Here is a 17,525-nt window from a genome sequence, read left to right as displayed (position 1 = left end):
CTTAAAAATTCCGGTATAACCAGACTGCTGCCACTAACCACCTATGATTATTATCTTTTCTGTCAGTGATGATTACTCGACCAGCAGAGTGATCAATTGGCTGGATGCGTTTAAAAAAGAATTTATCCGGATCAACGAAGACACCAGCGTCAGGCTCATTTCGCTCGATGCGGCTGAATTTGTCATCAGTATCGACGGGCGCCAAGTACGCAGCGGAGAAATCAGCAGGATCTGGTACCGCCGTGGAGATATTGACTTCAACAGGCATTTCAGCAGCCGGTTGCTCCGGCAATACCTTTCCGGGGAGCATGAGGGTATCAAGGCCTTTTTTTATCAGATGCTGGATAAAATAGATTCGATCAATCAATTCGGGACCAGGGAAATGAATAAACTGCGTCTGCTCGAACTTTGCAGTCAGTTTTCCGTCACCGCCCCTGCATTTGTCGTCACCGGTAACAAAAAGATACTTTCCGGATTTATGGAGCGTCACCAGCACATCATCTCTAAACCCGTAGATGCCCCTTTCACCATGTTCGATGAAGACCAGTATGCGCACTTATCCTATACTGCCGAAGTCACAGCAGAAGATGTTCTTGCTTTGCCTGACGAATTTGTCCCGACCTTATTTCAGCAAAAGGTAGCTAAGGCGTATGAAATCCGTGCCTTTTACCTCAAAGGTGAATTTTATGCCATGGCTATTTTTTCCCAGGGAAATGCCAAAACACAGGTTGACTACAGGAATTATGATTTTTCCAGGCCTAACCGCGTCACGCCTTACCGATTTCCCGTTGAATACACAGCTAAACTGAAACTCATGCTGGAATCCATTCCGCTTAACTGTGCCTCTTTTGATGTGGTCGTATCGGCTGACGACCAGGAATATTACTTTCTTGACCTCAATCCCATCGGACAGTTCGGAATGGTCTCAGACCCCTGCAATTATCATTTGGAAAAAATCATCGCTTTAAACTTATAGAAATGGAGACCATTCTTCATGAAATCCGCACCGGACAGGCACCGGTCCATCTGAAGTCGCTGGTCCGGAAGGACAAGCCGCAATACCTGGTCAAAACCAGGCCTTCAAGGAAATTCAGGACACCTGCCTTACAACTGGACTTGTTTTACAAATCGCCGATATGAACACATTGTTTTTAAGGAACCAATTGTGCATACCGGCAGACGGCTTCAACCGGGCGGTCATTTACGACCTTACCCGGAAGGACTATCACCAGATTCCGCGCGAACTTTACCAGGCGCTCGATACCAACGACATTATTGATTTTCGTGGGCTGGGGGAGACTGGCGAAACAACCGCACATATCGACTTTCTTTTAGAGGAGGAGATCATCTTCAGTATTCCTGACGTTCAGCGCAAAAATCACTTTCCACCATTGAATACTGATTTTGAATCACCAAGTCACATCAGTAACATGGTCGTCCATTCAAATATCCGGCGGAACCTGGCTGAGTTTCTGGGCAATATCAATTTACAGAACCTTTCGGTCATTGCAGACCGGCCGGACGATCAACTGTCGCAGCTTTTAAGCCAGGCACGGCACCTGGAAGTGGACAGCATCTACTTATATATAAGAAATTTCGACCCCGACGCTTATACTGCACTTCGTGAATTGCTGAGCGGCGACCCCCTGGTCTTTTCGGTGAATTTTTTCGGCCTTCAGGCGGGAGCGCGCACCAGTGAGTGCCACGACAATATCTATTACAATTTTTTTGACCTCGAATTTGGTGCCTATAAGCTCAGGCTGACCCATGACAAGCTGGTCATAAACAAGGAACATTTTCTGGAGGCGCTGCACTTTCATACTTATTATCACGGGAAGGTTTATATTGATGAGCAGGGCTATCTGAAGAACGGACTCAACTGCAGCAACCATTTTGGCCACATTGCGCAGATGAGCGGGGCACAGCTTTCTGAGCTCATCTGTTCAGAGGACTTCAGGAAATTGGGAACCATCAGAAAGGATGACACCCTGGTCTGCGCGGATTGTGAACTCCGGTACATGTGTGTCGATAGCCGGGTACCCGTTCGCGGCAAGCAGGGCTGGTATCACCCGGACGAGTGTGCCTATAATCCGTACCTGAGCAAGTGGGACGATGAACCTGGTTATGTCCGCCTGAGTGATTGCGGTGTAACGGTAAACGAAAAAGGACTTACGATAGACCGGGAGCGTTTGTCGGTGGTGTTTGAAAGGGCCTGGTCGACGTAATATGAAAGCATTCCCATTTTTTAAACAGCCTGATACGAAGGACTGCGGGCCTACCTGCCTGCGGATCATCTCGAAATTCTACGGCAAGTCCGTACCGTTGCAATACATCAGAGACCTCGCAGAGACTACCCGGGAAGGCAGCGGCCTTTTTGGTCTCAGCAATGCCGCAGAAGCGCTGGGCTTCCGGACACTTGGCGTTCAGATCGATTTTGAGACACTGAAAACTGAGGTGCCGCTGCCCTGTATCCTGCATTGGAACAGCAACCATTTCGTGGTCCTCTACAAGATCGGAAAAGACGGCAAGGTCTACCTTTCCGATCCTGCATACGGACTGATCAGCTACTCCAGGGAAGAATTTATCCGGAACTGGATCGGTGAGCACGCAGATGCACAAACTGAGGAAGGAATCGCACTTGTCCTGGAGGCAGGCCCCGGACTTTTCGAGCAGGAATTCGCGGGGCAGGAAAAACGGGCCAGCCTGTCGTTCCTTGCCAGATACCTGATTACCTACCGCTCACTAGTCATTCAACTGGCCATCGGGCTCATAGCGGGCAGCCTGCTGGCACTGGTGTTCCCGTTCCTGACCCAAAGCATCGTGGACGTAGGTATTCAGCACCAGGACCTGAACTTCATCACACTCATCTTGCTTGCCCAGCTGATGCTCTTCGCCGGGCGCACCGGAATTGAAGTGATCCGGGGCTGGATACTGCTGCATCTTTCGACCAGGATCAACATTTCCATCATCTCCGATTTCTTTATCAAGCTGATGAGATTACCCATCAGCTTCTTCGACACACGCATGACGGGCGACATCATGCAAAGGATAAACGACCATCACCGGATCGAGCAATTGCTCACCACTTCCTCGCTGAGTACGCTGTTTTCGATGGTCAACCTGATCATTTTCAGTGCCGTGCTTTTCGTTTATGATTACCGGCTGTTTCTGGTCTACCTGGCTGGCGCCGTCGGCTATGCGGTCTGGATCACTTTCTTCCTGAAGAAGCGCAAGGCCCTCGATTACCGCAGGTTTTCCCAGGTCGCGGAAGAGCAAAGTAAAGTGATCGAACTGATCAATGGCATGCAGGAGATCAAGCTGCACAACGCGGAGACTCAGAAGCGATGGGGCTGGGAGTTCCTCCAGGTGAAGTTGTTCAGGACACAGGTCAGGGCGCTGTCATTGGAACAATGGCAGTCGGTGGGCGGCAACTTTATCAACCAGATCAAAGACATCCTGGTCAGTTTTCTCGCTGCCAGGCTGGTGCTGAGCGGTGACCTGACCCTTGGGATGATGGTTTCTGTGCAGTATATCATCGGTCAGCTGAACAGTCCCCTCGTGCAGCTGATCGACTTTATCCGGCAGGCCCAGGATGCACGCATCTCACTCGAGCGGCTTGGCGAGATCCACAGCAAAGCAGATGAGGACAGTACCGGTCAGCAATACGCTGCTACGATCCCGGAAAAGGATATTCAGCTCAGCAAGGTAGGATTCAGGTATACCGGGGCTGAAAGCCCGGTATTCGAACAGCTTGACCTGGTGATCCCTCACCGCAAGACGACTGCGATCGTCGGTTCGAGCGGAAGCGGGAAGACCACGCTGCTGAAACTGCTGATGAAGTTTTATCCGCCGTCCGAAGGTACGATAAAGATCGGACCGACAGACCTGAAAAACCTTGCCGCGGGTACCTGGCGGCACCATTGCGGCGTAGTGATGCAGGACGGCTATGTCTTTAACGACACCATAGCCAGCAATATCGCAGTGGGGGCCGACGTGATCGATAAGGACAAGCTCCGGCAAGCCGTTGAGATCGCTAACCTCAAGGACTTCATAGAAAGCCTTCCGCTCAGCTACAATACCGTCATCGGAGCGGAGGGGGTAGGGCTGAGCGGTGGCCAGAAGCAAAGACTGTTCATCGCCAGGGCGGTTTATAAATCTCCGGCTTACCTGTTCTTCGACGAAGCGACCAGCGCACTGGATGCCAATAACGAAAAAGTGATCATCGAAAATCTGGAGCGTTTCTTTGAGGGCCGTACCGCGGTGGTGATTGCCCATCGGTTGTCTACGGTCAGGCATGCCGATAAGATCGTAGTGCTCGACAAAGGCAGAGTGGTAGAAGAAGGCACCCACAACGACCTGGTCGCCCTGAGAGGGGAATACTATCGTCTCATTAAAAATCAACTGGAACTTGGAAGCTGAAAAAGACTTACTCGATCACCTCGAACTGCGGTCAGAAACCGTCAGGGATGTACTATCAGAACCGCCACGCTGGATGGTCCGCTGGGGAAATGCCGTCATTTTGTCTGCAATCCTGCTGCTGCTCGCCATCAGCAGTTTTATCAAATACCCGGAAGTGATCTCAGCACCGGTCACGGTAAGCTCGAGCATGCCGCCGGAAAGGCTTCAGGCCAGGATAGATTCGCGTATAGAAAAGATCTTTGTCACGGACGGACAAAAGGTCCGGGCCGGGCAGATCCTGCTGGTCCTCCAATCTACCGCCAATTACCAGGATGTCCTGAAACTTAGAAAAGCCCTGGATACAGTCGCTCATGACCAGCTCCAGCAGTTGCCGCTGGAAACCTTCAGCAAATACAGGCTGGGTGAAGTGCAATCCGACTTCAACAGTTTTGCAAAGGCCGCCCGGGACGAACAACTGTTCAACCGGCTGCGTCCCTACGATCCTGAGTACCTTGCTTCTGCGGAGAGCATTCTCGCAAGCCAAAAACGCGAAGCCACTTTGCAACACCAGAAAGAACTGGAGACCACAAAACTTGATCTGATTAAAAAGAACTACGAGCGCGTCCGTCAGCTCTTTGAAAGAAAGGTCATCTCCAGTGCTGAGTTTGAAAGCGAGCAGATCAAATACCTTCAAGCCCGGCAAAGTCTGGAAAGCCTGGAAATAACGCTTGCAGAAGTCCGGCAGGGGATTTCAGGCCTTTACAAAACCAGGAGCGGTGCGGCCATCAGCGCAGAACGGGATAAGATCAGCTATACTGCCCAGACCCGGCAGTTGTTCGAGCAACTGAACCGGTCACTGCGCGAATGGGAGCAGAACTATCTGGTTATGGCCTCAGGCCCGGGTACGGTGAGTTTTCAGCAATTCCTGACAAAAAATCAATTTGTCAACAAGGGGAACCCACTTTTGTCCATCCTTCCGGCGCAGCCTCATGCGCTTACCGGAAGAATGATGGTTCCTGCCGCCGGATCGGGTAAGATCAACAAAGGTGCAAAGGTGCTGATCAGGCTGGACAACTATCGCTACCAGGAATACGGCCTGGTCCGCGCCAGGGTAGAGAACCTATCGGTCATTCCCGATGAAAAGGGCAGTTATTATGTGGACATTGTGCTGCCGGAGGGTCTGAAGACATCCTATAACCGCAGGCTGCCCTTCAACCGCGAACTTACGGGCCAGGCAGATATAGTGATCTCCGATCTCCGGTTGATCGAGCGTATCTTCAACCAGTTCAGAAGCTTGCTGCGGTACCAGGATTGATCCGCAGACACGTCAATAATCAAAAAAAATCGCAACTTGCAGCAAAGCGATAGCAATGGCAAGGAAAGTTACAGATGGCCCGCTCCGGAATAAGGAGCGTACAAAGAAGAACGTCATTACTGCAGTAGGGCAGATCTTAAAAAAAGAGGGCTTTTCGGGGCTGAACATCAGTAAAGTTGCTGCTAAGGCCAGGATTGACCGCAGACTGATCTATGATTACTTTGGGGGGCTTGAGGGTGTCGTCAAAGCCTACCTCAATACCCATGACTATTGGAAAATCGACCCGGGCGACCTTGACCATATTGTCTGTGAAAGCAAAGCGGATGCCGGCAAGGGCCTGGCCAGTGCTGTGCTGCAGGACCAGTTTGATTCGCTGATGGGAAACGAGGAAATGCGCAGGATCATTACCTGGGGGCTCAGTGAGCGTATTCCAGCCTTGAAGGAGCTCGACCTGAAACGGGAAAATACAGGTGAATATTTGCTCAGGGAAGTCTGTGACCCGCATTTTTCAGGCAGTGACAAGAATTTCAGGGCCATTTATGGTATCTTGATGGGCGGAGTTTACTACCTCACGCTGCATGCCCGCATACAGGAGCATCCCTTCTGCGGTATTGATCTCCGGCAGGCCGAGGGTGAGGCAGAGATCAAAAAGGCCCTGCTGCAAATCATTGATTGGGCGTATGGTGTTTCTGAGCCTGAGAGAAAGTAAAGGCAAGCCGTGTTTAAGCTATCCAGACACTGTCACTCACCTCGTTTTTCAAGCCCGTAAAAGCAATGTACGCTTCAAAGGGCTTTCCTATGCAGGCCGCATCCAGATGGAAAAAATCTGCGCATTCTGAGCGTCTGACCCCGCTCAACTCCCAGACCGCATAAGGTCTGCCAGTGTTGTCTATGCCGGAAGGAAAATACAGCAAGATCATCGTACGGTTGTTGAGGTGTTGATATTCCAGGTCTGGTTGCAAAGCCCAGATAAAGGACACGCCATTTGGTCGCCATGTAAAAGCAGCGTTAAGCGCAGGTGGTAGAGATCCCGATGCCACCAGTACCTTACTGTAATCTAAAGCGATTACCAGGATATTCACCCGCCATGGCAGCTGAATTGTTATTTTATAACAAGCACCATGCCCGGTTCTGATAGGTCACCTTTTGTAGCACTCATCAGGCCGATTTCGTCGATCACCTTACCAGGTATGATCAGTTGATCATCCTGCATACGAACTGTTCCGGTAATATTTACTACCTCATCGCCGGCCAGGTCCTGGGCGAGTACAGTTTTGATTTGCTTAGGCGAGCTGAATTGAAACGTCAACTGGTTGTAGCGCCCGAAGATACCTATTGGTTGATCATGGCGATCCATCTTAACCAGCACATTGGCGCGCGGGGTGAGGTAGCTCCTTTTAATCGTCCTGCCTATCGAAGCCACCGCGACGGCTCCGTTTGGATATTTAGAGGCCAAAATATACGGCTGCAGGATATCGCCGTTGGCCAAGGTAACTTCGGGCTTTTCGAGTCCACGGGCAATGATTGCAGGTGCAGATTTTTCGTTCACCGAACCTACCGCTCTATTTACCCAAGTCTCTTTCTCGCCCATGACCCAGAAATCGCGCAGTTTAACGGTGTCCACCACATTCTGCGTCTGGTCGATTGCGAATGGCGCCGCGATCCGGTGCCACCGTACCGCCCTGACCACTTCATCCAAACGGCTTTTCAGATCGCGTCCCTGCGGCGGGAAAACAAAGTCCTGAACCCCATCAGGCAAGTTTCCATTGAACTCGTGACGCATAATTCCAATTGCACTGCCGGTACCCACCGCGATATATGGCTCATCCTCGCAATTCAAAACCGCAGTTCGCCTGCTACCAACTGGATTGGTCAAAAGTGCTGCGATTCTGTCAATGGTATGCGGTATAGCGATGATGTTTTCCACGTCATAGGTACGATATACTTCCGCAAAAGCAACCGCGGCGGGAGACAGAGCATGCTCGATGTGTAAGCCGGGGGCAAGCTGTTTGCCAAGCCGGGTCAACCGCATGCGCCAGTTAGCATCAGCATCATGTTTGCCCCAATCTACCTTCCAATAACCGATATCTGCTTTATCCATCCAAGCCAATCGTTCACTCCAATAAGAGACTGTATCGGTAATCTGATAGCGGGGAGCTTCCTGCGCCGAGATCCATAGCCCAAGACCCCTCCATCCGCGCTTTTTTATGCTGTCGGATAACCATTTCAACCGTTTCTGTGGCATCATTCTCCTGGTGGAAGGAAACCTACCTGCATCAAGGATCAGACTGCCGTAATAGTTTTGGTCTCCGCTTAAAGGAATATCCCAGGCATCGTCCAGAACAAAATAAAGGTCGCCGCGTATTTTCTCATACATCCCGGTCCAGTTTTCATAGCGTCCATTTCCGAAAAGATTTTGTTCGGTCATGGCATTGCGCTGCTGGGGGGTAGAAGCGAAACTGCTCACGTAGCCTTGAACATTCCATGTACAGAAATAGTCCATGGCCGCAGATGGTTGGTCCGGAACAAGCGTCTTTTGGTGATAGACAACGCACCCCGAAAAAGGGAGCGCCAGCACGATACTGGCCAGGATAAGCACTTTATTTATCAAATTATTCATCATGAAGTTCACGTTACAGTGTGTCCTAAGGCTTAAAGAAGCAGTGGTTTGCAATTTAAACATCATCCGGATACAAAAACGCAAAATTTCCGTGATTTTTAAGTGGTTTGGGTTTTCAAAATGAAGATGTCTGTAGATAATTCTTTTTAAAAAAAGGGAGGTAGATATAGTTTTATTGTATTTGACTGGTTTTTCGCTGATTAATTTTGTGTTATCAAAGATTAATTAAACGATCACCCAGGATGAGAAAAAGAAAAATGAATGGCCGGGATGGCCTCTCGGTAAGGATTTACAGGAAGAATTCAGGCCAGATAAACAGCAATGACAAGGCGGGCAGTGTCCGGAAAATGGTAAGTGCCGGTGTCGCTTACAGAAATGAGGGTTCCGGCAACAGGAATGGCAGCAGCATCCAAAGAAGCATATGTAGCGGGAGCATTATCTTTTGTTTTGGTAACCGGAGGTTGAGGATTCATGTGCTTGATGTGAAAGCTTTGCAACGCAATATCCGTAGTGTTTCGATGGCGCTCCGGCAAGGGGTGTTGCAGGTGCAAGGCCCCAGGCGGCGAAACTGGATCATAGATATCGGGTTACGTAGTTCGGGCGATTCGCTGCTTTCTGTCTGGTAGTTCAGACCGGATGGGACATTGAAGCACCGATTCGGCTAGGAAGGAGAACCGGAGCAATTTAGCGGGCATTGCTGCGAGGTGTTGCTTAAAGTATTAGCGCTCAATTGCCTTTAAGGCATCTTTTTCCGGGGTACTGTAAGTGTGGTGCTCCGGGGGAGTAAAACATGTTGACCATCATTAAAAATCGTAAAAGATGGGAAAATTGTTAGGAGGCCCTTTTATCACCTGGTTGGTAAAACGGGAAACAACGTCGGCAGGGTTGTCGACGGGGTAAACACGTTCTCTATCGCTCCTGCCAAGGGGTGGACAGAGCGCTCAGTCAGGTGTCGAATCTTTAGGGTTGGCACTGAATTTGGTATAGGCTGTGCCGATGAGAATACCTAAATTTGCCTCTAAATTAGTCATTTTGAAAAAACTGCTTTCTGTATTGTCTTTTGCCGGACTGGCCGGTACAATAAGCCTGATGAGTTCCTGTAACTGGTTTAAGGATACGCCTGAAGTGGGGCTGGTACTTTCAAAGTATTTCAATAACAAATTATATAAGGATTTTGATACCGGTGCCTATAATGCGGTTTTTTTAAAGCACCTGGATTCTTTTGGAAAGGTCTTGTCTTATCCTAAGGCTACGGCGGCTTTTTACAGGGCAAATGACTTACAGCCTGTACTGGTGACGAGGTTTTTTGTTGGCGGGGGGCTGGATACGCTGGAAAGCTATATCGGTAAAAGCGGCAGTCATGGGTTCAATGCCGATATGTTCAGGTACAAGATGCTGGGGAAGGTGCTTGAGGCATTGAAGGCCAATAATTTTAAGAAGATCGACGAGGTGTATCCCCTGGTAGCAGACCTCGAACTGAACGCTGCACAGGCATTGACGAAGTATCATAACTATATATACTACGGCGCAGTGAACCCCAGGAGTTTTTTTAGCAGGTATTATGTCAGGGTAGAACGTCCGGATAGTACCTCAGTGACCAGACTGCTGAATGTAAAGGACCTGCCGGAGCTATTGCAGCGTATACAGCCAAAGGGAGCGGACTACACGTTTTTTCAGCGGGAACTTGCGGGGCTTATAAAGAACGGACAGCCACGGGACAGTGCCCTGTACAAGGCCATGCTGGTGAATATGGAACGGTCGAGGTGGAAAATACCTGATCTGGGAAAGGAATACGTGGAAGTGAACATTCCGGATTTTTCGCTGACCTGGTTTAAAGGAAAAGATACCGTAACGCATATGAAGGTCTGCGTAGGCGGCAGGCGGGAAGCGGATTACGCAGAGAAGATCAGGCTGTACATGGAAACAAAGAAGCTGGATGACAAGCCTAAGAATCATGAAACACCGGTGCTGCTGAGTAAGTTCAACTCGATACAGGCAAACCCCATCTGGAACATCCCGGTGAGTATTGCGCGCAGCGAGATCTACTACCAGGCATTGAAAGACCCGTTTTATCTTTCGAACAATAATATACAGGTATACTACAATGGCAGGCTGGTGGCCGATCCGGATACGATTGAATGGAGCCGTTATCCACGGGAGAAACTGCCTTTTCAGTTTAAGCAGGGTTCCGGGGAGGGGAACGCACTGGGCAAGTTTAAATTTGTGTTTGAGAGTGGATCCAGTATTTATCTGCACGATACGAACAATAAGAGTGCCTTTAAAAAAGCGAACCGGGCCATCAGCCATGGATGTGTAAGGGTGGAAGATCCTTTGGATTTTGCCCGGAACCTGGTGAGGGACGACTACCAGTATGACGACCTGCGCATGGAGGTGAACCTGCCACCGGTGGACACCACCAGGATGGAGGTGTTCCGCAGGAAGCTGGCACGAAAGGCAGATACCACGCAGGTGTATACACTAAAGCCCAAATGGTTTGGGGTAAAAAAGGACGTGTCTATACTGATCAATTACCGTACGGCCTGGGTGCAGAATGGTGGTTTGCAGTTGCGGCCTGATGTATACGGGCTGGACGAGGCTTTGTGGGAAGCGGTCAGGAAATTTATTTAGCCGGTTGCAGGGCTGCCCTAAAACGCTTACCTTTGGTCTTTGATGAATTTCCTATATCCAGGCTTTCTCTTTGCGCTTCTGGCTGTAGCCGTTCCGGTCATCATTCATTTATTCAATTTCAGGAGATTCAAAAAGGTTTATTTTAGTAATGTGCAGTTCCTGAAGGAATTGCAGGAACAGAACGCGTCGCGCGAACGTCTGAAGAACCTGCTGGTACTGCTGTGCCGCTGTCTGGCCCTGGCTTTCCTGGTGCTGGCCTTTGCCAGGCCATTTCTCCCTGCCGAAAATGGAGAGCGTCTGGCGATGAACAGGACAGTGAGTATATATATAGACAATTCCTACAGCATGGAGACGGTGAACAAGGAAGGCAGCCTGCTGGATGAGGCCAAGCGCAGGGCTAAGAAAATTGTATCGTCGTATACGCTCAGCGACCGTTTCCAGTTGCTGACCAATGATTTTGAGGGCAGACACCAGCGGCAGGTGAACAGGGAGGAATTCCTGACTTTACTGGATGAGGTGAAGATATCATCAGCTTCCCGTAGCCTGCAACAGGTGCTGAACCGTTTAAAAACCGGTCTGGATGCCGGAACTGAGCAGGTGGTCTATCTGATCTCCGATTTTCAACAGGGTTTTGCCGGTAACCGGTTGGATTCCTCGGTGTTGTCGGGAGACGTGGCCTACCATGTACTGAGGCTGAACGCCAACAACCAGCCTAATATTGCTGCGGACAGTATCTGGACCCTGTCGCCGGTACATAAGCCGGGAGAGACCAGTCGGTTTGTCGTACGGTTGAGGAATTATGGTGAGGAGGATGCGGAGGGTATTCCGCTGAAGCTGATGGTGAACGGGCAGCAAAAGGCCCTTTCCAATGTAAACGTGCCCGCAGGTAAACCTGTAATGGATACACTTTCGGTAAGCGGGCTTGGTGCTGGCTGGCAGAAGGCGACTGTGGCGGTGAGGGATTATCCACTGACTTTTGACGATGAATTGAATTTTGCCTTTGAGGTAAGTCCTTCGTTGGATATACTGAATATCAGTGGCCCTGAACAGGGTAGCTATATCCATGCGCTTTTTAAAGCTGAAGATTATTTTAAACTGACGGATATGCCGGAATCTAATATACGGTATGCGGGATTTTCCAGGTATGACCTGATTGTGCTAAACGGCCTTAAGGAGCCTTCTTCGGGACTTGCCCAGGAACTGGAGACCTATGTGCAGAATGGAGGAACGGTAGTGATCTTTCCCAATCTGGATACAGATGTGAAAATTTATAGTTCTTTTCTGACGGGCCTGAAACTACCTGCGGTACAGCAACTGTTGAGCGGACAACCTGTACCGGCTGAGATTGACCTTAAGGACCCGATGTTCAGAGATATATTTGACCAGGTACCGGATCACGTTGACCTGCCTGTTGCGGTGAGGTATTTCAGTTATGCAGACGCAAGCGGCAGTGGCCGGGAAAACCTGCTGAAGCTGCCTTTGAACCGTTCCATGTTTGCGCGCTATGGCAGAGGGTCAGGTAATTTTTACCTGAGCGCTGTTAGCCTTGATCCAAAGGATGCCAGCCTATCCAGGCACCCGGTATTTGTGCCGCTGATGTACAAGGTGGCTTTTGGCAGTGGCAAAGGACGTCCGTTGTCTTATACTGCGGGAAGAGACGAGCTGATAGAAACTCAAAAAGTGAACCTGCTGGGCAATGAGGTGCTGAGGCTGGTTTCGGGCAGCTCGGAGGTGATTCCTGAGCTGAGGCAGCTGCCGGGCAAAACACGACTTTATGTAGCTGACCAGATCAGAAAGGGAGGTTTCTATGACCTTAAAAAGCAGGATTCGCTACTTGCTATAGTGGCCTTTAATGAAGACAGACGGGAATCGGACATGCACTACGCCAGCGAAAGTGACCTTAAGGGGCTGTTCGGCAAGGCGAAGGCAGAAGTTTACAACTCGCGCCGCGATGCGCTTTCACTCAATATGGCGGCAAAAAATAACCCTGGGGAGTTATGGAAACTTTGTCTAATTTTAGCTGTAGTTTTCTTGTCCGCAGAAGTATTATTGATCAGATTTTTTAACCCAACAAAAAACTTACAAGGAACATGAACCTTCTTATCAAGGGTATTACCATTGCAGATCCAAACAGTCCGCTTAATCAGAAGAAATGCGATGTACGTGTGACGGACGGCATGATTGCTGAAGTGACGGACCTCGACCTGGGCCAGGGAATTGCTGCAGGGGACGGTGAACCGGTGTTTGAGGGAGCCGGTGCAGTCTTATCGCCGGGATTCTTTGACCTGAACTGTGCAGTGGGTGATCCGGGCTATGAGATCCGGGAAGATCTTTCGACTGCGGTTGCGGCGGCTGCCGCGGGCGGCTTTACCGGCCTGGCAGTATTGCCGGACACGAACCCTCCGGTGCAGAGCAAAGCACAGGTTGAATATATCCTGAACCGCGTAAGGGGGGGGCTGGTAAGTGTGTACCCTGTAGGGGCAGTGAGCCAGGGACTGGGAGGTAAGGAGCTGGCCGAAATGTATGATATGAAGCAGGCCGGGGCGGTGGCTTTTTCGGATGCGGGGAGACCTGTTGCCGATGACGGTTTCATGAGCAGGGCGCTGCAATATGCGCAGGGTCTGGGCGGACTGCTGATGTCTTATCCTGAGAATAGCGCTATTGCAGGCAAGAGCCAGGTGAATGAAAGCAGTACAAGTGTGCTGCTGGGAATGAAGGGCATCCCGGCCCTTGCAGAGGAAATGCACATCAGCAGGGATATTTTCCTGGCGCGCTACCATGATGCGCCAGTGCATATCAGCACGGTTTCGACGGCAGGTGCAGTTGAACTGATCCGGAAGGCGAAGCAGGAAGGCGTAAAAGTAAGCTGTGATGTGGCTGCGCATCACCTAGTCTTTACCGAGGATCTGCTGAATGATTTTGACAGCAATTATAAAGTAAAGCCGCCGCTTCGCGGACGTGCAGACATACAGGCCCTGCTGGCCGGATTGACGGACGGAACTATAGACGCCGTGGTATCGCAGCACAGACCGAAGGAAAAAGAAGTAAAGGTTGTTGAATTTGACATCGCTGCTTATGGCATCATTGGTTTACAGACGGTGCTGCCTTTATTGCTGAGTGCGGGGCTTGATGCAGTGACGATTGCGGACAAGCTTTCCGTAAACCCGCGCAGGTTGCTGGGGCTTAAGGTTCCGGTTGTTGCCGAGGGGGAGGAAGCTGATTTTGTAGTCTATGACCCTGCAAAGACCTGGATGTATGATTCAGGCAGTAACTATTCTAAATCTTCTAATTCTCCGTTACTGAACCAGGTACTGACCGGAAAGGTGATGCTGGTGGGTAACCATAAAAAACTACAAGCGTATGGATAATCAGGTAAAAAAGTCGCTTTCAGCTGCGCTGGATAAATTTCCCGGTGCTAATGGTGCTGAGGTTGCTGCATTGAAGGAAGGACTCTTTAATGTCTTCGGGCTGGAGACCGGTTTCCTGGAAAAGGTAGAAGCGTTTGATTCGGTGATCGACGAGTATCCTGCTTTTGAACAGCTCAGGGAAGTTTTCTTTGATTTGCTGATGATTAACTTCTTTGCCAGCGATGTGAAGCGTCTGGAAGCAGATTACCTGGACTCTGATGAGTGGGCGGATATTGAGGAGGAAACGATAGACCGCGGTACGGAATTGCTGAACCTGCTGTTGTATATTAATGAATGCCATGACGAAGGTATAAAGCCGGAACTGGGCGATTTTCTGAAAGAATTCCTGCTGGTGGAAGAGGATGAGTTTCAGGATGAATTTCATATCTATGAGGCTTTGATCAGTAACCAGCAACTTGCAGAAAGCAGTGTAGAGGAGATCTGTAAGACTGCCCGGCAACTGGAGGTCGGTGAGGAATTGGAAGACTTGTTTGTGCCTATGCTGGTTTTCTTTCATCAGCCAAGAACCAATGCTGAAGTGCTCGGAGAACTGGAGCGTTTCAATGAATACAAGGAATTTGACCTTGCAGTATATAGCCTGATCAGTAGTTTTAATGAAGTGAATTGAAATTTTAAAGAAGAATAATAATGGAAGAGAACGTTGCTTTTACGCCTCAATACAGCCCGAATAAACTTGCCTTTAAAAGTGCATTGGTTTACACCGTCTATTTCCTGATGCTGATCTATATATTCAAAATGCTGGGTATAGATCAAAACAATCCGAATATGACCACTGTGGAAAAGATTGTGTCTTCTACGTTGTCCTATGTGCCTTTTATCCTTGCGATATTATATGTACAGACTAACTTTAAGAAGGAGCTTGGCGGATACATTACCTTTGGAAAGGCTTTTTCTGCTGGTTTTAAGGTAGCTGCATATAGCGGACTATTTGTAGGATTTGTCCTGATCGTTTATTATAAGTTCCTTGACCGGGAGGCTTTTGAGGCACTGATCGATCTCGCACTGCAGAAAGCAGGAAATGATGCGCAACAGGTCAAGGGAATAGAGATGACACGTTCCTATATGGCATTTTTCATCGGATTTGGCGGGGCGGTATCTTACACATTAACCGGCCTTGTCGTCAGCCTGATCAGTGCAGCCATCATCAAAAGGGACAGGCCGTTGTACGAAGTTAATGAACTGCAGCCCTAGGCTGCAGTCTGCGGTTCGTAAACCGGATAATCTTCGATTGAAGGGAATTCAAGGTAAATAGACATAGTTATATAGTTAACAGGGTTTATAGGTATCCTTAATTTACACATTAAACACTTATGCCACAAAAAAGTTTCAAAACAAGGTGGCATTCCTGCTTACAGTATACCGGCAATTCTGCTAGATTTGCGGTTTACAGTAATTCATGAGAAAACTTCTTATTGTTGCGTTCTCCGCAGCAGCGTTGCTGACGGCCGTGGCCAGGGCGCAATCTTTTGACTACAAAAAAATGGAGCAGATTTCTAAGGCTGCCACCGTTAAGGCTTATCAGTCCAGTGTGAGAATATGGGGTTTCGATACGGCCAAACAGCAACAGGCAAGTGCTCAGTTTAGTGGTGTGGTTGTAAGTGCCGAAGGCCATATCCTGACGGTAGCACACGCAGTGGTGCCGGGTAAGGTTTATAAGGTATTCTTTACCGATGGCAGTGAGCGCCTGGCAACAGCACTGGGACGGATCGGTTTTAAGGACAAGCAGAACATGCCGGATGTGGCGATGATGAAGCTGATGGGCGAAGGTAAATGGCCCTATGCGGAACTTGGATGGTCAGGAAGCCTGAAGGAGAACGAGCCCTGTATCAGTATTTCCTATCCCGAGACGCTCAATCAAAAGCAGCCTTCGGTAAGATTTGGCAGGATCAGTGAACCGATGAACAAATGGGGATTTGTAGTCTCTACCTGCAAGATGGAGCCTGGAGATTCGGGAGGCCCTTTATATGATTATCTGGGTAGGGTAGTTGCACTGCACAGCAGGATTGACATTTCTGAGTCTGTAAACCTCGAGGTACCTGTGGATCTGTACCGGAAATACTGGACGGCACTGCAAAAGCCGGAAGATTATGCAGAGTTGCCGGCGGAAGCTGATGAGGTGGCTTCAGATCCGATGAAGGACAAGCTGATGGCTATGCCGGGTCTGGCTGATATGGAAAGTCATTCGGGTAAAATTAACCTGAAGCATGGAGACGGAGCAGTGAAGGTAGAAAGCAAGTTAAAAGGCAATCCTGTTTCTGTATCGGGAACATTGTTTTTGTTTAAGTTGAAGGGTAAGGCCGAATACCTGCTGGTCAGCAAATCATCGCTTGTGGGGGCTGAGCCAGGGCTGGTACTGTACGGCGGGAAACATGCTGGACTGGAGGTAATCAAACGTGATGCAGATAACGATCTGGTGCTAATGCGTTTGAAGCCGGATCCTGAAAACGGAGCAATCAGAATGTTATTAAAGGAAGCGCTTTCTTTTAATCCCGCAGATACGGCAGCGGTGACTACAGCGGACCTGGGACGCTTTTTAATTTCCCCGGTTGCGCCTGGAGATAAGCGAACCAGCGTACTCAGCAGTACCAACTTTAGTTTGCCCAGGAAGTTTAGTGCCGGCTTTTTTGGCGCAGGCGCCAATTTTATCAACGAAGAGATCATCTTGACCAGAATGGCCCCCGGTGGTCCTGCAGAAGAAGCGAAATTAAAGCTTGGCGACCGGATCATCGGAATCAATGGTGTTCCGATCAGCCGCCCTGAACATTATGGGCAGGAACTAATCAAATATAACCCCGGAGATACCATCAGTATTCAGGGAATGCGAAACGGGGAGCGCTATGAACTGATGGTTGGCCTGAGGAAGATGCCGGGACAAGGAGATCATCCCGCTGAACGGTTTGCAGGTGGAAAGAGTTTGCGCCTGGATGGTTTCAGCAGTGTGTTTTCGCACGATGCACTGATCAGGCCGGAAGAATGCGGTGGCCCGGTATTCGATCTTTCGGGAGACTTTAACGGGATCAACATTGCCCGTTTCAGCAGAACAAGTACGCTGGTGATGCCACGGGCGGTTATTTATAGGTTTATCGCAGCAGCTATCTGATTTATTTTATATATGTTTGCACGTTAATAAAGCGCT

General features: G+C 49.5%; 15 protein-coding genes. 13 read left to right on the top strand and 2 right to left on the bottom strand.

Annotation, left to right across the window (positions count from 1 at the left end; genetic code table 11):
• Positions 1 to 43: 43 nt before the first annotated feature.
• The 6 genes from gwsG to P2W84_RS01470 are packed head-to-tail and all read left to right on the top strand — an operon-like array spanning position 44 to position 6,422.
• Positions 44 to 976 carry a grasp-with-spasm system ATP-grasp peptide maturase gene (gene gwsG / locus P2W84_RS01495; RefSeq protein WP_276088326.1) on the top strand — a complete coding sequence of 311 codons (933 nt, stop codon included), beginning with the start codon at positions 44 to 46 and terminating at the stop codon, positions 974 to 976.
• Positions 977 to 978: 2 nt separating this feature from the next.
• Entirely contained in the window at positions 979 to 1,140 is a 162-nt protein-coding gene (locus tag P2W84_RS01490) for a hypothetical protein (protein ID WP_276088325.1), read from the top strand.
• Positions 1,137 to 2,225 carry a hypothetical protein gene (locus P2W84_RS01485; RefSeq protein WP_276088324.1) on the top strand — a complete coding sequence of 363 codons (1,089 nt, stop codon included), beginning with the start codon at positions 1,137 to 1,139 and terminating at the stop codon, positions 2,223 to 2,225. Before P2W84_RS01490 ends, P2W84_RS01485 begins: the two co-directional genes overlap by 4 nt.
• A gap of 1 nt (position 2,226) precedes the next feature.
• A complete protein-coding gene (locus tag P2W84_RS01480; protein ID WP_276088323.1) occupies positions 2,227 to 4,419 on the top strand; it encodes a peptidase domain-containing ABC transporter in 2,193 nt (730 codons plus the stop codon).
• The gene (locus P2W84_RS01475) at positions 4,409 to 5,713 is read left to right on the top strand and encodes an HlyD family efflux transporter periplasmic adaptor subunit (protein WP_276088322.1); all 1,305 of its coding nucleotides are present in this window, start codon (positions 4,409 to 4,411) and stop codon (positions 5,711 to 5,713) included. The genes P2W84_RS01480 and P2W84_RS01475 overlap by 11 nt, the downstream gene beginning before the upstream one ends.
• Positions 5,714 to 5,768: 55 nt before the next feature.
• Entirely contained in the window at positions 5,769 to 6,422 is a 654-nt protein-coding gene (locus P2W84_RS01470) for a TetR/AcrR family transcriptional regulator (protein ID WP_276088321.1), read from the top strand.
• A 13-nt stretch (positions 6,423 to 6,435) separates the two neighbouring features.
• Here the strand turns inward: P2W84_RS01470 and P2W84_RS01465 are convergent, their stop codons facing one another.
• The gene (locus P2W84_RS01465) at positions 6,436 to 6,795 is read right to left on the bottom strand and encodes a DUF6266 family protein (RefSeq protein WP_276088320.1); all 360 of its coding nucleotides are present in this window, start codon (positions 6,793 to 6,795) and stop codon (positions 6,436 to 6,438) included.
• Between the two features lie 20 nt (positions 6,796 to 6,815).
• Positions 6,816 to 8,336: a hypothetical protein gene (locus tag P2W84_RS01460; protein WP_276088319.1), complete on the bottom strand. Its 1,521-nt coding sequence runs from the start codon at positions 8,334 to 8,336 to the stop codon at positions 6,816 to 6,818.
• Positions 8,337 to 8,575: 239 nt separating this feature from the next.
• On the opposite strand from P2W84_RS01460, the gene P2W84_RS01455 reads away from it, so the two are divergent.
• The 7 genes from P2W84_RS01455 (at position 8,576) to P2W84_RS01425 (ending at position 17,489) form a co-directional block, all read left to right on the top strand.
• On the top strand, positions 8,576 to 8,959 hold the full coding sequence (locus tag P2W84_RS01455) for a hypothetical protein (protein WP_276088318.1): 384 nt from the start codon (positions 8,576 to 8,578) through the stop codon (positions 8,957 to 8,959).
• Between the two features lie 406 nt (positions 8,960 to 9,365).
• The gene (locus tag P2W84_RS01450) at positions 9,366 to 10,961 is read left to right on the top strand and encodes a L,D-transpeptidase family protein (protein ID WP_276088317.1); all 1,596 of its coding nucleotides are present in this window, start codon (positions 9,366 to 9,368) and stop codon (positions 10,959 to 10,961) included.
• Positions 10,962 to 11,003: 42 nt separating this feature from the next.
• Positions 11,004 to 13,055, top strand: a complete 2,052-nt coding sequence (locus tag P2W84_RS01445) for a BatA domain-containing protein (RefSeq protein ID WP_276088316.1) — start codon at positions 11,004 to 11,006, stop codon at positions 13,053 to 13,055.
• On the top strand, positions 13,052 to 14,329 hold the full coding sequence (locus P2W84_RS01440) for a dihydroorotase (protein WP_276088315.1): 1,278 nt from the start codon (positions 13,052 to 13,054) through the stop codon (positions 14,327 to 14,329). Before P2W84_RS01445 ends, P2W84_RS01440 begins: the two co-directional genes overlap by 4 nt.
• Positions 14,322 to 14,996, top strand: coding sequence for a hypothetical protein (locus P2W84_RS01435; RefSeq protein ID WP_276088314.1), 675 nt, complete (start codon positions 14,322 to 14,324; stop codon positions 14,994 to 14,996). The genes P2W84_RS01440 and P2W84_RS01435 overlap by 8 nt, the downstream gene beginning before the upstream one ends.
• Positions 14,997 to 15,016: 20 nt before the next feature.
• Entirely contained in the window at positions 15,017 to 15,580 is a 564-nt protein-coding gene (locus P2W84_RS01430) for a DUF4199 domain-containing protein (protein WP_276088313.1), read from the top strand.
• A gap of 205 nt (positions 15,581 to 15,785) precedes the next feature.
• Complete coding sequence (locus P2W84_RS01425) at positions 15,786 to 17,489, top strand: trypsin-like peptidase domain-containing protein (RefSeq protein WP_276088312.1); 1,704 nt, start codon at positions 15,786 to 15,788, stop codon at positions 17,487 to 17,489.
• The last annotated feature ends 36 nt before the right edge of the window (positions 17,490 to 17,525 follow it).

Origin of the sequence: Pedobacter sp. JY14-1 (assembly GCF_029269825.1) — a bacterium.
Lineage (GTDB): Bacteria > Bacteroidota > Bacteroidia > Sphingobacteriales > Sphingobacteriaceae > Pedobacter.
The sequence above is the reverse complement of the archived record's forward strand: the minus strand, read 5'-3'. Positions and strand labels throughout refer to the sequence as shown.